Raw genomic sequence first — 26,220 nt, forward strand, 5'->3', positions numbered from 1 at the left:
GAAAAAAGCAGCTCTACATGTCTTGGAAGTTTCAGATCATGGTCTCCGGTCGGACCCGTCGGTCGAATTCTTCCTCTGATATCTCACCCGAAGCGATAGCGGCTTCCCGGAGAGTCAGCCCTTCTTCATGGGCCCGTTTCGCGATTTCCGCGGCCCTGTCGTATCCGATGACCGGCACCAGGGCGGTAACCAGCATCAGAGATGCTTGTAAATAGGATTTCAGACGGGGCCGGTTCGGGCGCAATCCCTTGACGCAACGCTCCCGAAAGCTGGCCGCGGCATCGGATAGGAGATCGATGGAGGTAAGGAGATTGAGGGCAATAAGCGGCTTAAACGTGTTGATCTGAAGAGTCCCCGATGCTCCAGCTATGGCCACAGCGGTATCGTATCCCATGACCTGCGTACAGACCATGATCATGGCTTCTGACTGTGAGGGGTTTACTTTCCCGGGCATGATGGAACTGCCCGGTTCATTGGCGGGGAGAAATAGTTCACCGAGGCCACACCGCGGACCGGAACCGAGAAGACTGATGTCCCAGGCAATTTTTCGCAAGGCGACGGAAACTCCTCTTAGGGAGGCCGATGCAGCGACAAGCGCATCATGAGAACCCTGGGCGGCAAAGCGGTTCGACACCAGGTTTAATTCGAGATCGGTCAGTTCACGCAGGTACCTCACAGCCAGGTCTGCGAATTCTCCGGGTGCGTTCAATCCAGTTCCTACCGCCGTCCCACCCAGCGTAAGCGCATGCAATTCCGGTAGTTCCCGCGTGAGACGTTGGCGGGCATCCTGTAGCAGGGCGCTCCAGCCGGAGATCTCCTGTCCAAGGCTTAAGGGGACAGCGTCCATAAGGTGCGTCCGTCCAATGGTAATGTCATTGGCATATTCGACGGACCGGGCTTCGAGCTCATCCTCCAGGGAGACCAGGGCGGGGATCAGACGGTCCCGGATCTGAAGGCTTACCGCAAGATGAATGGCGGTCGGGATCACGTCGTTACTGGACTGGGAACGGTTGACATCATCATTGGGATGAATGAAGTCCTTTGAGCCGAGAGGACGTCCGGCCAGTTCGCATGCCCGGTTTGCAATCACTTCATTTGCATTCATGTTTAACTGGGTTCCGCTTCCCGATTGCCATACCGGTACGGGAAAATGGTCGTCCAGTTTCCCTTCCGCCACTTCCGACGCTGCGGCTGCGATGAGGGATACGCTGGATTCCTGAAGAATCCCAAGGTCACCGTTGGCCCGGGCGGCTGCTACTTTGATCATGCCGAGGGCGTGAATCAAAGACGAAGGAAATGTGCCGGTTCCGATGGGAAAGTTCTCCATCGCTCTCCCGGTCTGAGCGCCCCAGTACCGTTCCTCTGGAACTTTGACCTCTCCCATGGTGTCCCTTTCGATGCGAAAGGATGTCATGATTCCTCCTTTCCAGGGTTGGAGGGAGGATGCGTTTTTGCCCCTCGCGTGAGATTGATCAGACCGCCCGCCATAACGGTCTTCCGTTCCCGGGGGCTGAGATCGATGCGAAGTCGCAATGGAGACATTTTTCCCTCGATTTTTCCCTCGATCCGGTCACCTTCCCTTACGTGGCGATGAAGATCTGTTAGCCGGAAGCGGTGTCCTCGATCCAATCGGTCGTAATCAGAATTCTCGATGAATGTGAGGGGAAGGATTCCGAAGTTGATCAGGTTTTTCCTGTGGATTCGGGCGAAGCTTCGAGCCAGGACAACACGAAGACCGAGAAATCGGGGGGCGAGCGAGGCATGTTCACGACTGGAACCCTGACCATAGTTGGTTCCGGCAACCAGGCAGAAGCCGGTTTCCTGGTGATCCATGGCTCGTTCATAAAAGGTAGAGTCAACACCCTCAAAGACAAACCGGCTGATTTCAGGAATGTTACTGCGGAAGGGGAGAACACGGGCTCCAGCCGGCATAATTTCATCGGTGGAAATATCCCCGCCAACTTTCAGCAGGACTGGAATATCCAGAGTGTCAGGAAGGGCGGGAAAGAGAGGGATAGGAACAATATTGGGGCCCTGTATAAGATTTGGCCTGGAGTCCGGATTGCCCGGAGGCATCAGAGCCTCCGTATTCAACCGTATCCTTTCCGGCTCTTCAAACTTCGGGTACTCCATGGACAGGGTTCGTGGATCGGTGATCTTTCCGGTCAATGCAGACGCGGCAGCGGTTTCCGGACTGCACAGATACACCTGATCCTCTCTGGTTCCCGATCGACCTGGAAAATTCCGGGGAACAGTTCGGAGACTTATGCGGTCCGTGGCTGGCGCCTGTCCCATTCCGATGCATCCGTTACATCCAGCCTGGTGAATGCGGGCTCCGGCGTGAACCAGGCGTTGAAGGTGTCCCAGGTCCATGAGGTTTTCAAGAATCTGCCGCGAGGTGGGGTTGATGTCAAAGGAGACACTGGTGTGTACCCTTTGTCCCTCAACCATCATTGCCGGTATTGCAAAATCACGGAGTCCCGGGTTTGCGGATGATCCGATATACGCCTGATAGATCTCCCGTCCGGCTACCTCTTTGACCGGAACGACATTTCCCGGACTTCCCGGAAGGGCAATCAACGGTTCCAGGGCAGAGAGATCTACTTCCTCGTGATCATCGTAGGTGGCTCCTTCGTCGGCGCACATTTCCTGGTAATCTTCTTCCCGGTGCTGACTCCGGAGGAAACGCAGGGTTTGAAGATCGGAAGGGAAGACGGAAGTTGTGGCGCCCAGCTCGGCCCCCATGTTGGCGATTACGTGACGATCCATGGCGGTGAGGTGGTCCAATCCGGGGCCATAGTATTCAAAGATCCGGCCAAGCCCGCCATCTACTCCTCTTCGGCGAAGCATCTCCAGGATGATATCCTTGGCACTGACCCAGGGTGGAAGATTTCCGGTCAGGCTGACCCCGCACACATAGGGCATGGGTACATAGAAGGGTTCTCCAGCCATGGCCAGGGCGACTTCCAGTCCGCCCGATCCGATCGCCAGCATTCCCAGAGAACCGGCGGCACACGTATGGCTGTCGGAACCCAGAAGGGTTGCTCCGGGCTTCCCGAACCGCTCCATGTGAACAGGATGGCTGACCCCGTTTCCCGGCCGGCTGAACCAGATCCCATATCGCTCACAGGCACTCTGGAGAAAGAGATGGTCATCTGCATTTTTAAAATCAGTCTGCAGCAGGTTGTGGTCCACGTATTGCGCGGATAGATCAGTGACTACCCGGTTCAGCCCCATGGCTTCCAGTTCCAGCATCACCATGGTACCCGTGGCATCCTGGGTCAACGTCTGATCGATTTTGATCCCGATTTCCTGTCCGGGGACAATTTCCCCTTCTACTCGATGACTCTCAATTAATTTTTGGGTCAGGTTCTTCTTCACAATCCACCTCGCTTTCTGATCGAACATCAGCTGCCCTTCTCTTCAAGCGGATCCGAGTCTCAAATGGATGGTTCAATGATAAGTTCCACGCTATGAAAATGGACCTTTGATCCATGGTTTGATCCTGCTGAAATAGGAGCAGCGTGCCGCGTGGATATCAATACGATAACAGGATGGCGGAACAAATCCTTCCATGGAAACCGGGAAGTAAGAGAAGGAATCGATCCGCTCGTCCGGTCAGAAAATCCAGTGAAAGGCGATTCGGAGGGCGATAATCCAGACGATCAGTCCGAATAGCTTCTGCAGCCGAATCCGATCCATCGATGTGGACACCCTTCCGCCAAGGAATCCCCCGGCCAGGGCCGCCAGGGTCAGGATCAAACCCGTGTGCCAGTCCACCTGACCCTGGATCGCGTGACCGGCCAGGCCGGACAGGGCCGTCACGGCCACCATCACGGTGGATGTGGCGACCGCGATGTCCATGGGGACTCCGCACAACAGCACCATGATCGGGAGCTTGATGATTCCGCCGGAGATCCCCAGCATGCCGGACAGGACCCCGATCAAGGCGGTGGCGGTAAGTACCAGGGGCAGGTTGACACGGTACTCGAACCCTCGGAACCGGCGTACCCAGATCCACCACTGGTCCGCAGGCAGGTTGCGGACACGAAGAGAGCGTGATGCACGAAGCATGAAGGTGCCCGCCACCATGAGGACAACGGCGAGTAGCCCGCGCAGCAGAGATTCGGAAACCAGAGTGTTGAAGTAACCTCCCAGAAAGGCCATGATGTCAGTCGGCGGGTCAATGACGAGAGCCAGCTTCCAGTCCACCCTGTGGCTTCGCCAGAAGGTTACGAGAGCGGCCAGGGAGGTACCCATGATCAGCATAAGGCTGATTCCCGGGGCCTGGTTGAGGGTGTAACCCGCGAAGAGAAGGATGGGAACATAGAGGATGCCCCCGCCCAGTCCGACCATGGAGAAGAGCAAGGAGATGACAAAAAAGATCAGTGCAAGAAGAAGGATCTGTCCCAAATCAATCAAAAACCGGACCGACCACCCCGATAAATAGGGACAGTCCCTATTTTTTGGGGGGGCAGCCGTGTGAGGAGAGAGAGCAAAATGGCTAGGGTTCTTCCGTTGTAAGGGGCTTCGGAATAGTGTGTTTTCCGGGACGGACGAAGAGATGCAGAAAGGCTCCGAACACGATCCCGAAGGCAAGGCCGATAGTTCCCCCCACCGCACCCGCCATGGCCAGGGTGGCGATCACGATTTCTCCCAGGGGTGACTGGCCGAAATCAACGATCCCCGCCGTGTAGGAACTGATGAAGAACAACTCCCAGACGATCACCAGTGTTCCGGCACCGAACAGGGCTCCCAGAATGGAACTCAGGAGAAAGGTGACAAATGGATGACGGGATTTTCGAAGCAGGGCGCATGCAAGGCGATCCCCGGCTGCGCCTCCGGCCCAGATTCCGACAACGATAAGAGGAAGGCAGAGGGCAAAGGACTTCCAGAGCGGAGCGTACCGGGTTCCACTTACTCCGGCAATCGCCATGAGCAGGTACCAGACGGGCCAGAAGGCCCCTCCGATAGCTCCAATCACCTGGGCGATGGAGCGGGCCATGCAGGGTCTCATCGTCTCATCACGTTTCATGAAATCTCCCCCTATCCATGGGGCCCGGAATGGATTTCGTCAACCCCTCCGATTCATCTGATATTCCGGGACCCGATTCATCCTTCGTATCCGGTGACTAGTCCTCCTCATGGACGGCCAGGAACTTGTTGTAAAGAAGAAGGGCCACGATGGTCGCAACTCCGATCATGGAAAAGATGATCCATAAGACCCTGGGCTGGTTCATGTTGTCCACGAATTTCACATAGAGGTTGGCTCCCACGACGGCCCCGATGGAAGACCCGATCACGCCATACAGGAAGATATAGCCCATGTACGTCGCCACGCGGTCTTTTGGGGCGGTCTGCCCGACGTAGGAGATGAACTTCGGATGGGCGGTCATTTCTCCAATGGAAAAGATCGTGATGCCGGCCAAAAAGACCCAGATTCCGGTGGAAACGGCCAGAATTGCCATGCCGATCGTTCCGAGGAGGATCCCGAAGATCATTGTGGGGAGAGCCTTTTTATTTTTTACGATGTTGGAGATGATCAGCTGAAGGAGGATGATCGTCCCGGCGTTCATGACGGTGACGTGTTCCACGTCAAACCGCCAGGTGTAGTGAATCCCGAGCATATTGTTAATGAGTGCGTTGACAGCGTTATTCAGCGATTCGGCGTTCACATAGGCCTGGACGTACCAGAGGACCGAATCGAACATCTGGAAGTAGAGAATCCAGAACCCTGAATAGAGAAAGACCAGAAGGAGAAAGTGCCAGTGGTCCCGGTACCGGGTGATGTCCTGAAAGTCCATGAGAAAGATGGACAGCACAGTCGTGAAAATAACGGTGCAGACAATCCGGGCGAAGAGGGAAAGTGCCGGAAGTCCCCACAGCATTCCCATCGCGGCAAAAAGAATTAGCAGGATGAAGATAGGACGCTTTCCCCGCATCGAGGCTTTGTACCTGGGTTCGAGCCCGAGGATGATGAGAGCGAAGAGGAGCAGGATCCCGACAAAGAGAAGGAGGAAGGGGCGTTTCTGCCCCCGTGTAAAAAGAGTGTCCAGGGTCCCATCGGGAAGGGTAAGAAGCCGGCTGTCCCTCCGCAGGGTGTCCAGAAGAGAGTCTTTATAGGTGGAATAAGCCTCTGGATCTTTTACGGAAATGATGATGGAGTTGGTTTCCGGATCTGGGGTAACGGCAAAGGGTGTGGAATCGGAGGCCTCCGTCAACTGGAGGAAGGGTGATTTCTGAGCCCGCGTGACCATGTCGGCAAGGTCGTCCGTCGTGAGGGATTCCGGCAGGCCCTCTTTCTTCAGCTCCGCGAGCAGATCGTTCTGGTAGGCGTCCAGCCTGTCGGGATGATAGAGCACGGTGGTAAGGACAGTCCTCGAGCCTGCTCCTTCTGTGAGGGACACTTCGTAATCGTCGGGAATCGACTGGTTGCGGTCGATATGCAGGTCCAAAATGACATCCCCCTCCGGGAAGGTCATTCCCGGAGCGGCAAGAGAGGTTTCGCGGGGCCGAACATAAGAGAAAATGCCGTACCCGAGGAAGGCGAGGAAGAGGATCGAAGCGATCATCCTGAGGCCCTTTTTCGTACCGCAGGCCCGGTAGATCAGAATCAGGGGGGAGTAGATAATCTCAAAGGCATCGGCGAGGGTCTGAATCAGGTTCGCGGTTTTTTTCGCTTCCGGTTTGGGTGGTTCCCGATACATGAAGAGCGTGGGAATAAGCATCGCACCGGTTCCGATGGCGGCAGCGATCAGAACGGTGCTCCAGCTGAAGTTGGCCTTGAGAAAGGGGACCAGAATCAGGGGGAAGAGAAAGGCTCCCAGGTTGATGGACCAGTAGTAGATGCCGAATCCGAGGGCACTGTTGGATTTGTCAGTGGTACGTGCAATGGAAGAGGAAATGATCGGCTTGAAGGTTCCGGCACCCAGGCCCATGATGACCAGGAAGATGAAAACCCACGTGTATGTAGTTGCCGTGGAGGTCAGGAAGTACCCGGTTCCCAGCAGGGCAAAAGCAACCATGAGCGTCCTGCGGTAACCGAAGCGATCGGCAATGGCGCCCGCCAGGATGGGCAGAAAATAGAGCAGGGGCTGGATCGTCCCCTTGATGATGCCCACACTTTCCTTGGCAAATCCCAGCTTGTCAGTCAGGTAGACCGACAATATGCTCATCACCCCGTAGTAGGAGCCTCGTTCAAAAAATTCAAATACGATGACCAGCCAGAAAATAAAGGGAAATTTTTTCTTCCCTTCAGACATTTTCTCCACAGCATCCTCCTTTTTAGTACAGCAGAATTAGAGGTCCGTAATCGTTTCCGTGATCCTGATGCCCCGATCTTTCAAGGCTTCCATGACCTTCGTAAAGATGTCCGGGTTTTGACCCAGAATTTCGGGCACGATAATTCCCGAAGTCGTGATCAGATCATCCGCCATTAGACGTGTAGCCACAGCACAGGGGAATCCTGTAGTACGGGCCATGGAAGTATTGCCCGTGGCTTCATCCTTGAAATCCACGAGTTCGTAGGAATACTGACGTTTCTGTCCGCCCTGGCTGCCTCGAATGATGACCCGCATGGCGGTGAATTCCCGATCCTCGGGCTCGATACGCCAGCAGTCCAGCAGGAGCGTCGAGGTGAGATCGATGGGACGGGCCTTCACCTCTCCCGCATCGACAAGACCGTCGTTGAAAAATCCGATCGATTTCAGGGTTGAAATCAGGGCTGCATGGCCCGGGTACCGCATTGTCTTTTCCACCATGTGGGGTACTTTGACCGTGTACAGTAGAGTACGCAGACCATCGGTAAAAAAGGCTTCAAGGGTGCCGATTCCGGGGAAATCGATGAGTTCCACGTCGGAAAGGGCGGGAACCGTGTGGATATGACCGTAGTCGACATAGCGGGCCGGACGGGTGTACTCTTCGATGACATCGATGGGGGAAAAGGGCGCCTTGTACTGGAAAGGAAGTTTTCTGTCGACAGGTAATCCGCCCACATAGATCTTGATCTCCTCCACGCTTTCCAGCTCGCTGACCGCGTGTCCCACGAGAAAGTTGCTCATTCCTGGGGCGACGCCCATGTCCACGACCACACTGACGCCGTGCTTCTGGGCCATGTCGTTCAGGGAAAGAGGATTCTCCGGCATGAAAGAGACATCCACGATTCGTTTCCCCAGTTCGATGAGGGTTTTGAGCATCTTGAACCCAAGAAAGCCCGGAAGGGCTCCTACAACGATGTCCGCGTCCTTGACCGACTCTTCAATGGCATCCGCACGGGCCAGATCGATCTTTCGAGTCTCGATCTGATGGGATTTCAGTGGAGTCAGACGGGCGGGGTTGGCATCGCAGGCAGTTACCTCCAGGTCCGACTGGCCGGCGAGGTCTCTGGCGATAATGGCCCCGACGGTGCCGGCACCAAGAATGGTGATTTTCATGTCAACCTCCGTTCAGAGAGGGAGTTAAACCACTCTATTATACATGAAGGTCCCCGAAGCGGCCGATTGAGAGGAAATGGTAGATCTGGTACCATGAAGGCGTCACGCGCGAAGCGCGACAAGGAGGCGTGACGTGGCCACGATTCGATTTTCCATTCCGGGTGAAAACAGGCTCGAAGATCTCAATCTCGACCGGGAAGAGATCTCCATCGGCCGTGTCGAGGGAAATGCAGTTGTTCTGAAGGACGAAGGAGTATCCCGTCTGCATGCCAGAATTCGTCTAACCCCCCGTGGGTTTGCCGTGATCGACAACGGTAGCGCCAATGGGACATGGGTGAATGGGAAGCGGGTAGAGGAAGCGCTTCTGAAGGATGGGGACGAAATCATGATCGGGAAGACGGTGATCCTCTTCAGTGACAGGGAAGATCCCGGTGCAACAGTGCGCTTCAATGTCGCCAAGGTTATGAATGACGTGAGCAAGATTAAGGCAAAGCAGACCGTCCCGGTCGCTTCCCGCCCGACGACCCCGGCCCGACCTTCCCTCCGGAAGACAGCTTCGGTGAACCCCGGGAAGATCGTACCACCGTTACGGTCCATTGAATCCAGGCACTATGCGGGGTTCTGGATCCGGCTTGTGGCCTACGTCATTGACTCCATCGTGCTCTCGATCCTGTGCGGCCTGGTCATGATCCCGGCTGCTTTCCTCACTTTTACAACCCGGGAAGACCTGACAGCCACGATTCTGATCATCGTGGGCACAGGTACGCTCTGTTCGATTCTTTCCGTGGGGTATCTGGTCGTCTTCTGGGCAAAGAGCGGCGCGACCCTGGGGAAGAAAATGCTGGGGCTGAAGATTGTGCGGGACGACTCCGATACCCCCCTGGGGTACGGCAAAGCCTTTCTTCGGTTGCTGGGCTACATGCTGTCGAATGTTATTCTCTATGCCGGTTTTATCATGGTGGCCTTCACCCGGCGGAAGCAGGGTCTCCATGACTATGTGGCCGGAACGGTGGTCATCCGCACGCGCTGAGTCTCATTGACCGTAGTACCCACCCCTGCTACAATGGCGAAAGATTAGAAAGAATCCGTTGAGAGAGGAGTTTCTATGGCAAACCTTCAGTACTCCCTTCCCGATACAGGCGGTCCTCAAAATTATGAACTGGGTGCGCACGAGGTTTCCGTCGGCCGGGCCGAAGGCAATGCGATCGTTCTTCGGGATGAATCAATTTCCCGGCTTCATGCCCACATTCGAAAGACGCCCAAGGGATTTTTACTGGTCGATAACGACAGTGCCAATGGAACCTTCGTCAACAACAAGAAAGTCAAAGAACATCTCCTGGAGCATGGAGATGAGATTCGATTCGGGAAGACGATGGTGGTCTTTTCCGATCCTCCCGACCCTGACGCCACCGTCATGATTGATACGACGTCCTACGTGGAAGAGCTGAAGGCCCAGGCCGCCGCAAAGGCCGCGGAAGAGAGTGCAGCTTCTGCTCCTCCGCCTCCGGCACCTCAGGCTCCTCCTCCGCCAGCCGCTGCCGCTCCGCCGCCTCCCGCTCCGCTTCAGTCCCCTGCGCCTCCTTCACCTCCAACTCCGCCTCCGGCCCAGGCGGCGCCGCCACCTCCACGACCGGCCGCACCTCCACCGCCCCGCCCCGCTGCGCCTCCACCGCCTCCCGCACGTCCTGCAGCACCTCCACCTCCTCGTCCTCAGGCGCCTCCGCCGCCCCGTGCTGCTGCGCCGCCCCCCCCTCCGAGACCCGGTGCCGTACCTCCCCCTCGACCGGGAGCCGTCTCCCGCCCTGCTCCACAGCGAATGGCTGCTCCCTCCGCTATCACCGGATTTGCCGGCTTCTGGATCCGACTCCTGGCCTATGTTCTGGACAGCCTGCTTTTGGGTGTAATCATCATGGTGATCTACATCCCCGCCGGCTTCATCATCGGCCCCATGGCCATGCGCAATCCCGGCCTGGCGATGGCGATCACCTCCCTCGTCTTTCTGCTCGTTTCGGTTCTGAGCATTCTCTACATTCTCTACTTCTGGGCCGTGAAGGGTGCCACACCGGGAAAGAAGATCATTGGCCTGAAGATCATACGGGAAGACGGCGTCGAGCCCATGGGGTGGGGGAAAGCCGCCCTTCGTCTCCTCGGGTACATCCTCAGCGGTATGATTATGTACATCGGCTTTATTATGATCGCCTTCACCGACCGCAAACGTGGTCTCCATGACATGATCGCGGGAACCCTCGTCGTCAAAACCCGATAGACGAGAAACTCAATCGAAATCCAACAATCCCGGGAAGAACACTTTCCCGGGATTGTTTTTATCTTCCATATTAATGGAAAAGCTGGTCGCAACTCCATAAAGAAGTAACAGGGGAATGAAATTGACGAGTTAGCTGAAGTAGAATAGTTATGTGGGAATCAAACGGAAAAGTAATGAAATTTGCCTTGGGATTCTGTTCTTTATTTCGTTCCTGTTTGCCGGAATCGTAACAGGCGATGAACTCCACGATATTTAATTCCGGTGACAGTTTACGTAATTATCCGTCCGCTGTCTTCATAATGCTGCAATACTGATCCGGATTTTCCTTTCAACTGCTGAGAGAAGGCAACAGTTCAAGATCTGGTCTCATGGCGATGTATAAGTACAAGATTCCAAACAATATCACCATGAGTATGGCCAGGAAAATCACCGACGCAATGAATGTTGCCACGATACCCTTCCAGGGTTTCAGGGAATGAGCTTTTAATGTGCCAACCATCACTAACCCGAATCCCCATATTGCCGGTATGATCCAACCTAGCAGAGGGATGATGCCCGCGATACAGGAAGCAGATGAATAGCAAATGACTTTGTAAGTGACATTGAAACCAGCCTTTCCTTCACCGTACAAGCGTAAAAATCCATGCAGAACAGACGAATACATGATCGTACTGATGGTGACAAGTAGTGGAATTAATACAAGAAGTACTCCAAAGAATGTACTGAAGAGAGAGACCGGGCTCACGCTCACCCCGGGTGGTTCGGGTTCAGGAAATTTCATTCCCATGATTATAAGGACGGACCATGCACTGCTAAAGAGTAATCCTGTGAATACAACAACCATCGCAAAATAAGTCGGTTTTTTCCACCTGCCGTCATTTTTAAGTGAACCCAATGATCCAGAAGGGTTTTTCAGTATCTCAACAATTGTTTGTGCAAGGATCTTGATTGAGCAGGATTCTTTATATTCTTCCCACGGCAATGGCGAGTGGCTTTGCATATCCGAATATCCTCCTCGCAAAGATAAATTCAAAAAGATCGAAAGAACGCAAAGCAGATGCGGATGATTATGGTGACAGCATACATGATTAGCTTTCAGCTATCTGAAAAATGTTGTAATTCAAGACCTGACCCCGTTTGAGGGGGTTATTTTTTCGAGGCGTCGGCCATGATGGAGGTGTTCTCCTTGATCTTGAAGAGGACGATCACCACTTCGAAGAACATCCTCGTGAAGGCGAGGTAGATCAGGGTCAGGATAGGGGAGAGGATCAGCATGAAGAAGCCCATGAAGGTTACTTTCATGGTGTCCCAGCGGATCCCGTTGATGATGCCCTTGAAGGCGTTGTAGATCATGAAGAGAAATCCCAGGCCGATGAGGACCATGCATATTCCGTAGATGATCGAAATGATCTTCGGCGTGATGAAGTTGTCAAACTTGAAATCGAAGAGGGATTTGAACACGCCCGCCTGTTCGGCCAGGGCGTGGCCGCCCTGCTGAGGCCGGGGATGCCGGATGGCCGGTCCCGGGGGGGTGGGGGCCTGTCGAGGGGGCGGCGGGGGAGCGGAAACGGCTCCCGCAAATTCAGGAACGTCCGAGGGGGGAGCCCATGCCGCCATGCCCTCCTTCCATACAAGGATGGAAGCAGCGGGGTTTCCGTTGATGATCGAAGTCACTTCCTCGGCGGTGTGCTGGCCTTCCATGGCCGCTCCGTTGACTGACACAAACCATGCTTGATCCGACATAGGTTTCTCCTTTATTCCTGTTTGGAATTAGCGACAAGCCTGAACCCGACATCAGGACGTTGTTCTGTAATGGGAATTGTGTACCGAACCCGGTATTCGCTCTTTCGAAGGTCCCGGCTGAAATTTCCTCCCCGGATGATCTGGCCTTCCAGTTTGCCGTCTTTTGTATATTCCTTGGGGTGGTCGAAGTCTCGAATCGTCCATTCCGAGACGTTGCCGACCACGTCGTAGAGACCGTAAGCCGATCGGTCCTTCGGGTAGGTTTTCACGGGAAGGGGCCTTCCTGCGCCGGCTTCCAGGACGTTGGCAAGGGCCGTGTTCTTGTTGCCCCAGGGGTACTGCCGGTTGTTCAGCGGCTGGGCCGCGAACTCCCACTGGAGCTCCGTTGGGAGGTCGAGGCCGATCCACTGGGCAAAGGCCAGCGCATCCTCAAAGGAAACACCCGTCACCGGAAGATCGGGATTCTCCTGCACGGCCGCCGGGTCCCATCCGGCCGGTTCCGGGTGGCCGGTTGCCTGGAGAAAGAACCAGTAGTCACTGACCGTGGTTTCCTGCGAGTCGATCCGGAAGGGAGCCACTTCACGGTCTCGGTCCAGCTTTTTCAGGCTGACGATCTTCCCGAACTTAAAGGTTCCCCCGGGCACATTCATCATCCGGGCAAGAATCTTCTGTTTGACCTGTTCCGACGCCCAGTCCCCCATGCTCTTTGGCTTCGCAGCCGGTTTTGTCTCTTCGGGAGGCGGCTCGGGTTTCTGTACGGGGGGTTCGGATGGCGGTGCGGGTTTGGCCTTTCCCGATTTTGGAGGAGACTGCGCAGGCTTGGTTTTCGGTTTCGGCGCCGGTTTCTCCGGTCTGGGTGCGGGTTCAGGTTCCTCCGGTCGTTGAGCCTCGGTGGCTTCTTCCTCCGGTTCGGGAGCCGGCTCCTCCGCCTCTTCCATCGGAGGGGCTTCCTCCGTGCCCGTTTCCTCCCAGGATTGTCCTTCCGGAGTGGGTTCTTCCGACGGTTCAATCATTTCAACGGGGGCGGGCGGTTCGGGCTCGGTGAAGGTTGACTCCGGTTTCAGAAAGAACCAGAGTCCCACGGCAATCAGGATGACCGCCCCCAGTCCGCCCAAAATATACCAGAGCGTATTGGAAGATCCGCCCGTGGGCGGTGGAGGTGGTGGTGGCGGTGGAGGTGGCGGTGCCATGGCGACAGTCGGCGGCGGAGGTGGAGGAGCGGATGTCTGGGGAGGGACAGGCGGCATAGAGGTTGCCGCCGGTCCGAACTGAAAGGTCTTTCCCCCCGCGGCCAGGGTGTCTCCCTGGTTAAGCCATCCCTCCGCGACCTGGGTCCCGTTGTAAAGGATGCCCTGGCCCGTGAGATCGCGGAACCAGATTCCCTCTCCCGTAATGCCCGCCAGAAAGTGTTCGGCCTGAAGCCCTTCGATCGACGGAATCTTTGAGTCGGCCGATTGAGACCCAATGGTTACCTGCGGTGCAAGGATCGGGATTCGTTGTCCGGTCTCCTGCACCCGGAAGTGGGGAAGCTGGGTGTTGAAGGTCTCCGATTCCTGTGGCGGCCGGACCCGTCGGAACACCAGGGTCGTCTGTCCCAGGAGGATCGTGTCGCCATCGTTCATCCACTCCCGTGTGATGTCGTTATCGTTGAGGAGAACCCTGCCTTCCTCCGCCTGGATCCAGCAGCCCTGGTCCTCGGTGTAAATCGTGCAGTGGTGCGGCGCGCAGGCCGGGTCCTTCAGCGTGAGTCCCCCGGAAGGGGGACGGGTGCCCACGGTATAGGTTTCAGAATCCCATTCCGCCAGTACGGTTCCGCGAATATCGGTAAGCTGGTTCATAGATCCTCTTGTCCCTATCATAGAGAGTAAGCCATGTTCCGTCAATAACTTCCTTCCATCCAGTCCAGGTAGGGGCGGTTATGGACGACCCGGCACCCGGAGAGGAGGTCGTGAAGCCCCCTCTTTCCCGGCAGGAAAGCGGCGATTACAAATCCCAGGAGAAAGGGGATGGCCGACAGGGCTTTCATGGCAGTCCTCAGACCGGCCCGAAAGTAACCCGCAGACTGAAAGGAAGATCGGATCACGCGAAGCCCGAGGGCACGCTTGCCAGGTGTTGCCCCCCGGTTCATTCCTTCAAAGAGGGAAAAGTAGAGGAAGGGAATCCCCAGGATCAGGGCTGTGTGGATCAGCCGGAAGCTGGCCCGAATTTCATTGAACCGGTTTCCACCCGCATCCAGGATCGTAGCCTCCATCACGCGGTTGTAGACCAGGAGCTCGACAATTCCCAGGATCTTGACAAAGATGAATAGCAGGAGAAGATCAAGGAAGAGAGCGATAAAGCGGACCCAGAAACCGGCGGAGATGTTCCGGGGTACTTCCACGGGGGGCGCGTACTCCGCGGCCGTCATGATTTCCCTTCCTTTTTCTTCCCGCCGAACCAGGGGAACCACTCCTCCACCCATCCCTTCTTTTTCTCCTCTGCGGCTTTATTCGCGCTGGCTCCCGGCTGACGGAAGACGGCGGGCGGGGCGGCCAGCCAGAGCTTGTTTCCGGGCAGAGGTCTCAGGTACGGAGACATGAGCACCGGCATCTTTCCCTCTTTTTCGTCTTCCACCATAAGCAGCATTTCCCAGCCTCGTTCTTTTGCTTTCCAGGTCCCCAGGAAGGGGCCCTTCGTTCCCTGGAAGTCCCATGTACCCTCTATATCCTTGCCCTTCGTGCCGGTAATCGTCAGATCGATGTCAATCCGGGCAATCCATACCTTCCCCTTCCAGTGCCCCACCAGATCGACCTCGGGTTCGGGGATTTCTACCGGAAGCTTGAAGGGTTCACTTTCCGGGCCGAAGATTTTATCGTCTTTTGAGACGACTTCCCGGTAGGTGATCCGCAGCTCTCCCGCCGGCTTGAAGTAGGTTCGCGAAATTTCGATCATGTCGATCAGCTCATCGGGAGAAATCGGTCCCAGGATTTCAGCGGGTATCATGGGTATGGCCTGTTTTTCCGGTTCCAGAACCGGTGTGAGGTCAACGTCATGTTCATCCATCTTCATGAAGACCTGGATCTTCGGGGCTACCGCGGTCAGCTCGTTGACCAGCTTTCCTTCCTTGATCTTCTGGATCGACTCCCATCGCTCCAGAGTCAGGATGTAGCCTTCCAGGAGCTTTTTCTCGGCGATCACCGAGGGCGGGATCCGAACGTCCAGCTTGTTCTCTTTCCAGTCAGGCGTGAAGCGTGGCGCCGCCTTCGGCTTGAAGAGGGCAAAGCAGTGGACCCCCTTTCCCGACGATCGATTCCAGGAGGAAAAGACGCTGAACAGGTAGGGCTCCAGGCGAATGAGGCGGAATGGGATTCCGCCTGTTCGACAGCGTGACGCGAAATCGGCCCCCGCTATGGTTTCATCCTTCATGATCTCCTGGCAGCCGGAAAAGGAGGTGGAGCGGGAGGCAACAGTGCCCTTTAATTTGGATTCCCAGTTCTTTGGGATCGTGACGGCAGTCGGGGACTTGAGCTCCCCCCAGGTTCCTCCGAAGGCATCCCACATCCTGAGCTTGTACCCGGACGCGAACTCCATCGTCGATCCCGCTTCGTCCTTCGCGACAAAGACCACGTCTTCCAGGTCTTTGGTGGAGGATTTCGGGGCCTTCAGGTTGACCTCCAGGACCGGGGCCCGAAGCTCCTTCAGCTCCTTGTGGGCCCAGAGCGTGTAGGGATCTTTATCGGTGATCATGACCGAGTCATAGTAGGCTGTGTCCAGGAAGAGATCGTCCTGGTGTTTCCCGATAAACGACGCGTAATCTACCCCGAATCGATCAGCCCTGGACGAGGTCACCCGGTACAGGGAGGCGAGTCTCCCTCCCCGGAAGGCGGAATAGTCCTCCATGAGCTTTTGAAGAAAATCGTCAGGGTTGGATGGGTAATAGACGTTTCGCAGATATTCAAGAAAGTACGAGGCGCAATAGCCATGGTTCTGCCTTTCGTTCAGAGAACCGGAGGTGAAGTCTAGCTCCCTTCGAAAGGGGCCGTAGTCCCGGACCGTTCCATGGTAGGACTTCACGGCATATTCCGGTTTGGCCAGGTAGGCCTTGCCGGCCTCGGCTTCCAGTACGACGGCCGTGGCCTCGAAGAACCATGTGTCGTACCCCATGATCTCCGGGATCCAGAAGTAGCGGGTCTGGATGATGTGAAAGAGCTCATGGACGACGGTCATGTTCATGTTGTCCCAGCATCCCTGGACTTCACTGGTCCATGCGGCGGTTCCCGGTTCGTCGGAAGGTATCTTTTTCTGATTCAGAAGAATATAGGGCCGCTTCAGCCATAGATCCTCGGTGTACCCGAATCCTGACATCGTTTTGTCGGGGATGAAGATTTCGATCGTGTACGTTGGCCAGCGGAAGTTTCTCCCCTTCAGATACTCCCTCGCATGCTTCAGGGCTAGTCCCGTAAGGTGGACCTTCAGGGGAATTACGTTTTCCCTCACCCAGGCGTGGTCGCGCCAGCGTTTCTCCAGGCTGATATATTCGGGATCCTGGCGAAGCTCGGCCTCGGCGTTAATGTTGACCGTCGTGTTGGCCGGATCGCTGATGGAAATATAGGGGTACTCCGCCGGATTGAATTTCACCTGTGTGAGACCCAGGGCCCTCCGTTTCGCGTTCATTTGATCGATGGTGTCTTTGACGACCCCCGGCTTTCGTACGGGAAAGGTCTTCGTTCCCAGGTGAATCAGGAACTGGGAAGCATCGGGCAGGAGGAAGGAGATAAAGGGTCCCCCGGGAACGTTGCTCAGGTCCTTGTACCCGAAGTAGGCCAGACCGGCGGGAATCACGATGGCGCCCACCAGGATAATTACGCTGTTCCGCTCGATCTTCGCGGTGACTGTGGACCCCTTCTGCTCCGATTGAAGGAGAGAAACCGAGCCGTCATCTTCGATCTGGATAAGACGGGTCGTGTCCCAGAGGGATCGGGGGATGTCGAGGTCCTTAAGGTCAAAGTCGAGGATTACCTCGCCGGGATACCGGTCCCACTCCTCCATTCCTGAATCGAGGCTCACCCCCGCCAGGGAAAGGCCGCCGGAGAGGCCAGCCGTTCGAAAGGTCTGATCGGCCGTCTCCCGGGTGAGGGAACGGGCGGTGAAGTCCCGCGGCTTGTCCAGGGCGTTTTTGGGAGCCCGGATCCTAATCCCTTTCGACGGGGAGATGTCCAGCGCCTTACTGCCCGAATCCGGCGGCGGACTCGGATTGAGTCGGCCCGAAGGACCATGGGAGATCAGGGAGCGGACCATCGAGGGGAGGAGGCTCCACTCCCCCGACGGGGCCACGAGGATCAACGGGAGGACCACGAGGAGAAGAAAGAGGAGAATGCCTGCTCCGATGAACACCTTTTTCCGGATAGGTCGCCGGGTCCGTTTCCGGGCCGGTCCCTCGATCGTGAAGGTGTAGGGACCGACGGCGAGGGTGTCCCCCGCCTCCAGCCATCCTTCCCGGACGGCCCGGCCGTTGTGGATGACATCTCCCATCCCCGCCGAGTCCCGAAACCAGAGACCTTCGGGCGTCATGCCGATCTCCGCGTGGCTGGATCGGAGACCGCCAAAGGCGGGCAGGTTTCCGGAGGCAGGATTCGACCCGATTACCATGTGGGGCCCATCCAGGGGCCATCTCTCCCCGGTATCCGTTCTGTGGAGATAAAAGGTGGCGGTGGGGACGGGCGGTTCGGGGGGAAGGGAGCTTTGCAGGCTGAAGGTCAGGAGGTTCCGGCCCACCTGGAGGGTATCGCCCTCGGCAAGCCAGGCTCGGTCAATATCGGACCCGTTGAGGCGGATGACGCCGCCGGTGGCCTCAATCCACCAGCCGTTAGGATCGGTATGGATCGTAGCGTGAAGGGGAGCGCAGTAGGGGTCGTGCAGGGTCAGCCCGTCGGAACCGGGATTCCTCCCGATGGGAAGGTCACTGCCTTCCCACGATAATAAAATTTTACCCCGGGCGTCCCTGAGATGCGGCATCCGGTTATTGTACCGTCCGTGTCATCAGCTTCGGCTGATCCGGGAGATGGCATAGTGCAGTCCGCCAAACTCCCGCAGGAGGGTGATGAATCGGTTGGGAACCGGGGCGATCAGGACGGTTCCCGTGCCCCGGAACGTGTTGACGAATCCCTCTCCCGACGTCCAGGAGCTGAAGAGCTTTCCCGTGGCCTTCTCGACCGTGAACTCCAGGCCCGGTGTCCGGGCGACGGCGAAGGCCCCGTCCACCTTCAGGACATCGTTTTTCATCTCGAGCTTCTCCAGGGGGCCCTGGGAGTGGATCAGGACCTTGCCGTGGCCGACGACACGGGTCTGGAAAAACCCCTCGCCCCCGAAGAGGCCCGCGACGGCGCGGTTGACATGGGCTTCAACGGCTACGCCGGCGTCTCCGGCCAGGAAGGCTCCCTTGTCCAGGATCCACTCGTCGCCTTTCAGATCCAGGATCGTGCATTCCCCGAAGGTGGGTTCGAGGAAGATGTCCCCGGTCCCCGTGTAGGTCGGCCGGACGGCGTGCTCCTTCGTGAGCTTGGCCTTGATGAACTTTCCCACGGAAGGAAGCTGGGCCTCGATCGTGATGTCTCCGGTCATGTAATGGAGGGCACCCGATTCGAGAATCACCTGGGCCTGGTGGATCGTGATCTTCGGCATCTGGTAGAAGTCCTTTTTCAGGACTTCGAAGCGGGTGGAACCCCCCGCAGACGGAGCGGGAACGCGGGGCGGTCCGGCCGATCGGAAGAGAGCGGGCCTGCGGGTGGAGAGAGGTTCCCACCCGGCCATACCCTCCTCCCAGCAGAGGGTCGCCGATGAAAGGCGGCCTTCCCGGATCATTGCGGCGATGGCCTCGTCGGTCAGCGGACCGACTTGGTTGTTCTGTTCCATGACATAGAGTGCGGTCATACCATGTTCCTCCGAAGTGAATACCGTAAATCTTCCGAATTATCTCAGGGCTGGAGGTGGCGCATCTCCGCGAAGAAGACACGGCCCCAGCCGAAATCATCCTCCATGACCTGCCCCGTGACAAGGACCGCGTCGGGTCTGCCCAGGATCATGGAGGGGTAGTAGGTGCGGGTCAGCCGGGAAAAGGGCTCATCCCAGATCACGGCACCCTCGCCGGAAACCTCCGTGATGCGGAGGGAAGGGTGACGCTGGCCATCGGTGGGGAGCTGACCCAGGACGACGAGATCTCCATTCTCCCGGACGGTCAGGTCAATTCCCGAAACGGATCGGGCCGGTTTGTGGGCCAGGTTCCACAGGATGCCTCCCTTGTTGTCGATCTTCACGACGTAGAGACAGCCGTCGGTTTCCCCCGTGGATTCGGTCAGCCCCACGGCGGCGAATCCTCCGTCTTCCAGAGGCTCAACACCGTAGAAGACATCCTTCTTGGGTGTGCCGTAGGTGCTGGTCCAGGCGATGTTGCCTTTGGAATTGAGCCTTATCAGGAGGGCGTCGACGAACCCGGCCCCGGGCTGTTCCGAATCGCCCGCGAGGACGGCTCCGCCATCGGGGAGAAAACGGGCTTCCCGGATCGTGTCTCCCGGGTTGGCAGGTACGCCGGAGAGGTCCTTCAAATCACCCGAGGTCCCGTCGGCGCGGGTGGTCAGAACAAAGACTCCTTCATCCGTTTTTCCAAGAAATCGAAGGGTACCGTCGGGATCTTCCTTCGCCGCCAGGATCGTTTCCGATCGCTCTTCCTCTCCGTAGGTCTGTTCCCAGAGGACCGTGCCCTCCGGATCGATCTTCAGGACGTAGGCCTGGGATTCTCCAAGGTAGGAGGAGTAGGGTTTGGAGACCCCGGCCAGGAGGAAGTTCCCGTCCTTCAGTGTGATCACAGCATTGGCGTAGTCCCAGAGCTCAGTTCCGACCGCCTTCGCCCATGTCAGGTTACCGGTCTCCGTCACGCGAAGCAGGAGGATCTGCACATTGTTGCCCGAGGGCATCGTGGTTCCCGTGAGGAGGTACCCGCCGTCGGGGAGATCGACGATGTGCTGGCCGTAACCGGTGATGCACATGTCGCAGTCTTGGTAGATCTGTTCCCAGGCCACGATTCCGGTCAAATCCCCCAGGAGAAGAGCGTCAGCCTGGGATTCTTCCGAAGAGGAGGAGGAAGACATTCCGGTAAAGACCGAGGAAAGGGAAGTCGCGGCGATAAGGAATCCCAGCGCGACAAAGGGAAGGGCGATGGCCATCGCAAGGCCCAGCACGGCCCGCCGGCTTCGCTTCTTCCACTCGGGATCATCGGTGATCGGGGCCCCGATGCTTCGAATCTCCACGGGATCTTCGAATTGCGGGATTTCCGCCTCCTGCAGGGCCTGCGGAATCCGCTCTGCGCCCTTCAGGGTAATGTTCCCGATCTGGTCCGTGATCCAGAGGTAGATGGAGCGGCCGTCCATAAGCCTGATCGCCAATCCGCCATACGACGTCCCCGAGAGGATCGACGCCCGCCCCAAGGCGCCGTACTGGGCGCTGCCCCGGGACGCAAAGGCCGAGACCCATGTGAGGGCGATCAGCCATTTGGGAGGAGCCAGGAAGGCGGGGCCCCAGGAATGGATCGTTTCGAAGGAAATGTCGAAGTCGCCGGAATCGGTCCGGATGGCCAGGTGGCGGTCGGTAAGGAGCATCTTTAGACTCGCATGCCACAGGGTCATGCGGATGATGACCAGGCCGAGCAGGGCCAGGGGCCAGAAGATCAGGGGCAGGAAAAAGCCCGGAAGCAGGGCCTGGGTCGCGCCACCGGCAATCAAAAAGGGCATGAGAAAGAAGAGGGAGAAGAACATGAACCCGACCAGGTCGCCAAGGACGTTCCTCCAGCCCGAAAAGTAGATCTCTCCCGGCTGGTGACGGCGGCCGGGAAGGAAGATGTAGAGCAGAAATCCGAGGCCGAGGAAGACGATCCCGGCCCGGCGCAGAGGATAGAGAAAGTCTGTGGGAGGTCCGGGGTGGACCATCAGTCCCGAACCCAGGTGGAAGTCGCCCATTCCGATCGTTACCGTCTTCACCCGGATGTAGTGTGTTCCCTTCTCTCCCGGAACGGTCACGTAAAGCTCCCCTTCCGCGGCGTCCAGATCTTCCCGGATCTCCTTCAGGGGTGGTTCGTACTCGCTGAAGAAGTAGCGGTGGGGCGGTTCAATCCGGTCCAGATCGTCCGGGCTCATTCGACGGGTCCAGCTTTCGTCGTCGGGGTTTCCGGCGGCGGCATCGGCGATCCGCGTTGCGAACTCCTTCCATTCCTGTCCGCTTTCGGCCCGGACCCTGTCCATCGTGACTTCTTCGATGTACTTGTCCAGCGGAAGCTGTTTCAGGTAGCGTTCCCTCTCGGAGGGAAAGCCGAAGTAACTGCCTTCCTCCGTCTGCTCCTTCGCGAAATCGACCGGTTCCACGAGGAGGAAGGTTCCGAGGTCGGCCCAGAAAAAGAAGAGGGTACCCAGGACAAAGCCGCCGATCAGGGCAATTCTTCGCCATGTCTCCATGTCACGCTCCTGGAAAGAGTTGAGTGAAGCCGGGTGTGGATGGAAAGGTAAAGAGGGGAGACCGTCCCTGAAATGGACCTGCGGTCATCGTAAGGCGATCCTCGTCACGTCACTTCGAATGGCATGGATCATCATAAGCCCCCCGTTTTCTATGAAAATTGATTATAGCATTGCCTGAAAAAGGGAACGATGGAGTTGCGTCAAACCCCCCAGTAAATAAGCCAGGCCCAGTTGAGGAGGATGGCGAGGATGGCAGAGACGCGGAGAAGGTTGCCTTCCTTTTTGGACATCTCCAGCTTGAATCGGCGCTTTCCCAGGATCTCGAAGAAGAACGAGGCCATGCCCCACACACCCAGAGCCATGCCGGAGAGGATCGCCAGGGGATTATAGGCCAGGGCCTGAATGGGGTGTCCGTGAAGAAGGGTCAGGGCGGCCCGGGTGGAACCGCAGGTTGGGCAGGGATAGCCCGTCATCTGGTGAAAGACGCAGTGCCTGACATGGAGGGGCAGGAAGGGGTAGATGAACAGGAAGAAGAGACCGGCCGCCGCGACGACCGCCATGAAGATAAAGCCGTACGGAGGGTCGATCGTATCCCGGGACAGCGAAAGCTTCATACGGCGATACGCGGGATCAGGGGGGAGATCCGGGAGAGGACCTCGTAGTTGATCGTGCCGATCATCTCGCCCAACTCCTCGGCACGGATCACTTCGTCCCCCTGGCGGCCGAGAAGGACCACTTCATCGCCCACCTTCACATTTTCCAGGTCGGTCACGTCGACCATGACAATGTTCATGCAGACACGGCCCACGACGGGGGCCCGATGGCCGCCAATCAGGACCGAGGCGCGGCTGGAGAGCTTCCGGTCGTACCCGTCGGAGTAGCCGATGGGCAGAACCGCGATCTTCGATTCCCGGGTCGCCTTCCACGTACAGCCGTACCCCACCGATTCCCCCCGGCGCAGAATTTTGATCTGGCCCACGACGGTCTTCCAGGTCAGGCATGGGTGAAGGCTCAGGCCGTTTTGTCCCCCGGTTGTCATGCGCCACGAGACGATTGTTTCCTTGCTGGGCCAGTGACCGTAGAGGGAGATCCCGATGCGGATCATCGAATAATAGGTGTCGGGGAAAAGGAGGGCTGCGGCGGAACAGGCCGTGTGGATCAGCGTCGGGTTGGCGCCGTTTTCCCGGATTGTTTCCAGGGCGCCCTCGAAGCGGGACATCTGGGTCCGGGCGAAGGAGTGGTCCGTCGTGTCCTCGATGTTGGCAAAGTGAGTGGCCGCGCCCTCGATGGTCAGGCCGAGAGACCTGGCTCGCTCCATGACGCCGGGAAGCTCCGCCAACGTGAACCCCTGGCGGTTTGTTCCGGTCTCGATCTTGAGATGGATGGGCAGGTTCGGCGCGACCTCCGCCACCGCATCCAGGACTTCGGGCGTGGAGGCGAGGATGTGCACGTCCCTGTCCCTGAACCAGGCAACCTGCTCCTTCAGGATGTACCCCATGATCAGGATCGGGCGGTCGAGGCAGAGGGCGCAGAGATCGAGGGCCTCCACGGCGCTGTGCACCCCGAACATCTCCACGGCGGGAGCGAGAGTTTTTGCCGCGAGCCCCATGCCGTGGCCGTAGGCGTTGGCCTTGATAACGGCCATGATCTTGATGTCGGGGCCCGTGAGTTCCCGAAAGATTCGTACGTTGTGTAGAAGGTTGTCCGTGGAAATTTCACACCAGGTGGTATGGATCATTTGACTGTCCTGATAACGCGGGTCGTCCAGACCCGGTGAAGGGCGCGGATCGACTGGTAGGCCTTCCCCTCGATCATCAGCCGGAGCAGGACGAAGGCTGAGGCTGCGAAGTAGAGGTAGGTGACAACGATCCGGGTAGAAGGAAAGAGGAACTGCACAGCAAAGAGAATGAAAAGGATGATGGCTTCCCAGAAGGAGAAGGCCATGTCCATGAGAATCGTAAAGGCAAAGAGGCTCTGTGCAAAGGTGAGCATGATCTCGTGCTTCTGCAGGGTGTCCAGGACGATAGGAGCCATGTGCCCATGAGAAATGGCGAAGATGATGGGAATGAGCCCCGAGAGGACCGACCACTGGTTGATGTTGGAAGAGACAAAGTTCATGATTCCCATCGTGGCCTTGGTAGGCTGGCGTGCCCAGTTGAAGGCCGAGACCTTCTCGGGGAATTCGGAGAGGAAGGGCGCTACCCACTGCACGAAGAAGAACTCGGATACGCCAAAGTAGACGGCCACAGCCAGCATGCTGGTGACAAAGGGCTCAGCTACCAGGAAGATCAAAAAGGCGCCCAGGAAGAGAAGGGCGAGAACCTTAAGCCACTGGACCAGCTTCCGGTTGCCCTTCAGGGCCCAGCGGGCGGCGACAGGCAGGTCCTCGGCCTCTTCCATTTCCTTATGGGGAAGCCGCAACAGAACAAGGATGTAGGCCACGTACATGGCGATCAGGATGATCCCGTCAAAGACAGTAAGGGTGCCCTTTCCCCAGATCAGGAGAAAGTAGAGCATCGGGACGAGCATCCCGTAGATCTCGACCGAGTGCTCCTCTTCCAGATAAATATTCTCCAGGAGGCGCCCGCCCTTCATCTTCCGGGAAATCGAGTGGATCAGACCGACCATGGGCCATCCCAGGCCGACCAGGAGGCGTATGCTGCCCGTGAAGTTGGCGATGACCAGGTGAGTCAGAGAAGGGTCCTGGCCCGCTTTCCATGCAATGACGGCCTCGACGGCGAACTCAGGAAGGGTCTGGAGCCAGGCCAGGAGAGCCAGGGCAAGGCCCTGGGCGATGAGAAACTGCGCGGCTTCTGCGCCCCACGCCATGAGGAAGGCGGAGAACACGACCGTGGGGAAGGTCCAGATAGCCGAAAGGGGGCTTCCTTTCACGCCTTCTTGTCTTCCTTCTCCAGCCGGAGTACACTGGCATCGTGGCTATTTCGTCGACGGAACATGCAATCGTGAAGGATATCGGTAAATGGAGGAAAAGTAAAGCATTCCTCGTGCTGGAAGGGGAAAAACTCCTCCGCGAGGTCCTCGCCTCCGGTGCCGCCCCGACCCTGGTGCTCACCGTTGAGGGAGCCGGCCTTGGTCTCGCCCGGACCGACCTGAAGGGGGCGAAGTGGCTCGACGTGACCGACCGGGTCATGAAGAAGATCTCCGCCCTATCCTCGCCCACGAATGTCCTGGCTGTCGTCCCTCCGCCGGGATACGACCTGGCGGCGATCCTCAAGCGGCCCGGCCCCGTCCTCCTCCTCGACGGAATTCAGGACCCGGGGAACCTGGGCGCCATCTTCCGGTCCGCCTGTGCCTTCAAGGCCGCCGGGATCATCACGATGAACGAAACCTGTCGGGTCTGGCAGGACAAGGTGGTCCGTGCCTCGGCCGGCATGATCTTTCACCTGCCCTTTATGGAAAACCTTTCCCCGGAACGGTTGAGCGAACTGCGGGAAAAGGGGGAGCTGTACGTGCTCGATGCACAGTCCGGGATTACGCCCGGGGAGATCCCGCGGAGGCCGCGCCCCATCCTGGTCCTCGGCAACGAAGGCCACGGACCCCGGAAGATATTCCAGGACTTCTCCAGGGTCAGGATCCCCATGGAACGGGGCGTGGAATCCCTGAACGCCGCCCACGCCCTGTCGATCGTTCTTTACGCCCTGTATTGACCGCAGCTGTTTACTTTTGCATAAGTTTCGTATAAAGTGAGCCCATGGGGCTGACACCGAAAAAGAAGAAAATCCTCCAATACATCCGGGACTACGCTCAGCGGAACGGAGGCGTCATGCCGACCCTCCGGGAGATCGCTGACCATCTGGGCATCTCCACCGTCTCCACAATCCACGTCCATCTGAAAGAATTAAAAAAGATGGGGCACCTCGACTTCGACTGGAACGCCAAGCGGGGGGTGCGCCTTGCGGAAACGCAGGACGACCTGCCCCTCATGGGGTACATCGCCGCGGGCAAGCCTATCGAGTCGGTTCCCGACCCGAAGCTCTTCAACATCCGGGAGATGCTCCTGGCGGGCGGAGCCAACTACCTCCTCCGTGTTGTGGGGGAATCGATGATTGAGGATGGGATTCATGACGGGGACTTCGTTGTGGCACGGAAGAGCGAGGAGGCACGGGACGGCGACATGGTCGTCGCCCTCCTCGGCGGGGAAGTGACCCTCAAGCGCTTTTACCAGGAGGGAGAGATGGTCCGGCTCCAGCCCTCCAACCGGGCCATGGACCCGATCCGCCTCCCCGCCGCCCAGGTCCAGATCCAGGGCATCGTCGTCGGCCTCCTCCGCAAGTACTGA

General features: G+C 57.7%; 20 protein-coding genes. 4 read left to right on the forward strand and 16 right to left on the reverse strand.

What is annotated here, in order from left to right; translation table 11 throughout:
• Positions 1 to 31 precede the first annotated feature (31 nt).
• From PLD04_11000 to PLD04_11025, 6 genes are all read right to left on the reverse strand, one after another.
• Positions 32 to 1,414, reverse strand: a complete 1,383-nt coding sequence (locus tag PLD04_11000) for a class II fumarate hydratase (GenBank protein HXK68863.1) — start codon at positions 1,412 to 1,414, stop codon at positions 32 to 34.
• Positions 1,411 to 3,381 (reverse strand): aconitate hydratase, encoded by a 1,971-nt coding sequence (locus PLD04_11005; GenBank protein HXK68864.1) that lies wholly within the window; start codon positions 3,379 to 3,381, stop codon positions 1,411 to 1,413. The genes PLD04_11000 and PLD04_11005 overlap by 4 nt, the downstream gene beginning before the upstream one ends.
• A 237-nt stretch (positions 3,382 to 3,618) precedes the next feature.
• Entirely contained in the window at positions 3,619 to 4,422 is an 804-nt protein-coding gene (locus tag PLD04_11010; protein HXK68865.1) for a sulfite exporter TauE/SafE family protein, read from the reverse strand.
• An 82-nt stretch (positions 4,423 to 4,504) separates the two neighbouring features.
• Positions 4,505 to 5,035, reverse strand: coding sequence for a hypothetical protein (locus tag PLD04_11015; GenBank protein ID HXK68866.1), 531 nt, complete (start codon positions 5,033 to 5,035; stop codon positions 4,505 to 4,507).
• Positions 5,036 to 5,132: 97 nt separating this feature from the next.
• Positions 5,133 to 7,262: an MFS transporter gene (locus PLD04_11020; protein ID HXK68867.1), complete on the reverse strand. Its 2,130-nt coding sequence runs from the start codon at positions 7,260 to 7,262 to the stop codon at positions 5,133 to 5,135.
• Between the two features lie 36 nt (positions 7,263 to 7,298).
• A complete protein-coding gene (locus PLD04_11025) occupies positions 7,299 to 8,432 on the reverse strand; it encodes a saccharopine dehydrogenase C-terminal domain-containing protein (GenBank protein HXK68868.1) in 1,134 nt (377 codons plus the stop codon).
• A 133-nt stretch (positions 8,433 to 8,565) separates the two neighbouring features.
• Here PLD04_11025 and PLD04_11030 point away from each other — a divergent pair, with 133 nt between their 5' ends.
• Positions 8,566 to 9,462 carry an RDD family protein gene (locus tag PLD04_11030; GenBank protein ID HXK68869.1) on the forward strand — a complete coding sequence of 299 codons (897 nt, stop codon included), beginning with the start codon at positions 8,566 to 8,568 and terminating at the stop codon, positions 9,460 to 9,462.
• Between the two features lie 75 nt (positions 9,463 to 9,537).
• Positions 9,538 to 10,698, forward strand: coding sequence for an RDD family protein (locus PLD04_11035; GenBank protein HXK68870.1), 1,161 nt, complete (start codon positions 9,538 to 9,540; stop codon positions 10,696 to 10,698).
• Between the two features lie 328 nt (positions 10,699 to 11,026).
• Here PLD04_11035 and PLD04_11040 read toward each other — a convergent pair whose 3' ends face one another.
• The 10 genes from PLD04_11040 to PLD04_11085 all read right to left on the reverse strand — a co-directional run bounded on the left by PLD04_11040 (position 11,027) and on the right by PLD04_11085 (position 24,812).
• A complete protein-coding gene (locus PLD04_11040; protein ID HXK68871.1) occupies positions 11,027 to 11,698 on the reverse strand; it encodes a YIP1 family protein in 672 nt (223 codons plus the stop codon).
• A gap of 146 nt (positions 11,699 to 11,844) precedes the next feature.
• Complete coding sequence (locus tag PLD04_11045) at positions 11,845 to 12,441, reverse strand: DUF4282 domain-containing protein (GenBank protein HXK68872.1); 597 nt, start codon at positions 12,439 to 12,441, stop codon at positions 11,845 to 11,847.
• A gap of 11 nt (positions 12,442 to 12,452) precedes the next feature.
• Positions 12,453 to 14,279 (reverse strand): SUMF1/EgtB/PvdO family nonheme iron enzyme, encoded by a 1,827-nt coding sequence (locus PLD04_11050; GenBank protein ID HXK68873.1) that lies wholly within the window; start codon positions 14,277 to 14,279, stop codon positions 12,453 to 12,455.
• 41 nt (positions 14,280 to 14,320) lie between these two features.
• On the reverse strand, positions 14,321 to 14,848 hold the full coding sequence (locus PLD04_11055; protein HXK68874.1) for an RDD family protein: 528 nt from the start codon (positions 14,846 to 14,848) through the stop codon (positions 14,321 to 14,323).
• Positions 14,845 to 18,435 (reverse strand): FHA domain-containing protein, encoded by a 3,591-nt coding sequence (locus tag PLD04_11060; GenBank protein ID HXK68875.1) that lies wholly within the window; start codon positions 18,433 to 18,435, stop codon positions 14,845 to 14,847. The genes PLD04_11055 and PLD04_11060 overlap by 4 nt, the downstream gene beginning before the upstream one ends.
• A 24-nt stretch (positions 18,436 to 18,459) precedes the next feature.
• Positions 18,460 to 19,350 (reverse strand): AIM24 family protein, encoded by an 891-nt coding sequence (locus PLD04_11065; protein ID HXK68876.1) that lies wholly within the window; start codon positions 19,348 to 19,350, stop codon positions 18,460 to 18,462.
• 44 nt (positions 19,351 to 19,394) lie between these two features.
• Positions 19,395 to 21,920 (reverse strand): hypothetical protein, encoded by a 2,526-nt coding sequence (locus PLD04_11070; protein HXK68877.1) that lies wholly within the window; start codon positions 21,918 to 21,920, stop codon positions 19,395 to 19,397.
• Positions 21,921 to 22,120: 200 nt separating this feature from the next.
• A complete protein-coding gene (locus tag PLD04_11075; GenBank protein HXK68878.1) occupies positions 22,121 to 22,534 on the reverse strand; it encodes a DUF2752 domain-containing protein in 414 nt (137 codons plus the stop codon).
• Positions 22,531 to 23,658 (reverse strand): alanine racemase, encoded by a 1,128-nt coding sequence (gene alr / locus PLD04_11080; protein HXK68879.1) that lies wholly within the window; start codon positions 23,656 to 23,658, stop codon positions 22,531 to 22,533. The genes PLD04_11075 and alr overlap by 4 nt, the downstream gene beginning before the upstream one ends.
• Positions 23,655 to 24,812 carry a sodium:calcium antiporter gene (locus PLD04_11085; GenBank protein HXK68880.1) on the reverse strand — a complete coding sequence of 386 codons (1,158 nt, stop codon included), beginning with the start codon at positions 24,810 to 24,812 and terminating at the stop codon, positions 23,655 to 23,657. Before PLD04_11085 ends, alr begins: the two co-directional genes overlap by 4 nt.
• Positions 24,813 to 24,853: 41 nt before the next feature.
• On the opposite strand from PLD04_11085, the gene PLD04_11090 reads away from it, so the two are divergent.
• Together PLD04_11090 and lexA are read left to right on the forward strand one after the other, a co-directional pair.
• On the forward strand, positions 24,854 to 25,588 hold the full coding sequence (locus tag PLD04_11090; protein HXK68881.1) for an RNA methyltransferase: 735 nt from the start codon (positions 24,854 to 24,856) through the stop codon (positions 25,586 to 25,588).
• A 44-nt stretch (positions 25,589 to 25,632) separates the two neighbouring features.
• A complete protein-coding gene (gene lexA / locus PLD04_11095) occupies positions 25,633 to 26,220 on the forward strand; it encodes a transcriptional repressor LexA (GenBank protein HXK68882.1) in 588 nt (195 codons plus the stop codon).

The organism is Thermoanaerobaculia bacterium, assembly GCA_035593605.1.
Lineage (GTDB): Bacteria > Acidobacteriota > Thermoanaerobaculia > UBA2201 > DAOSWS01 > DAOSWS01.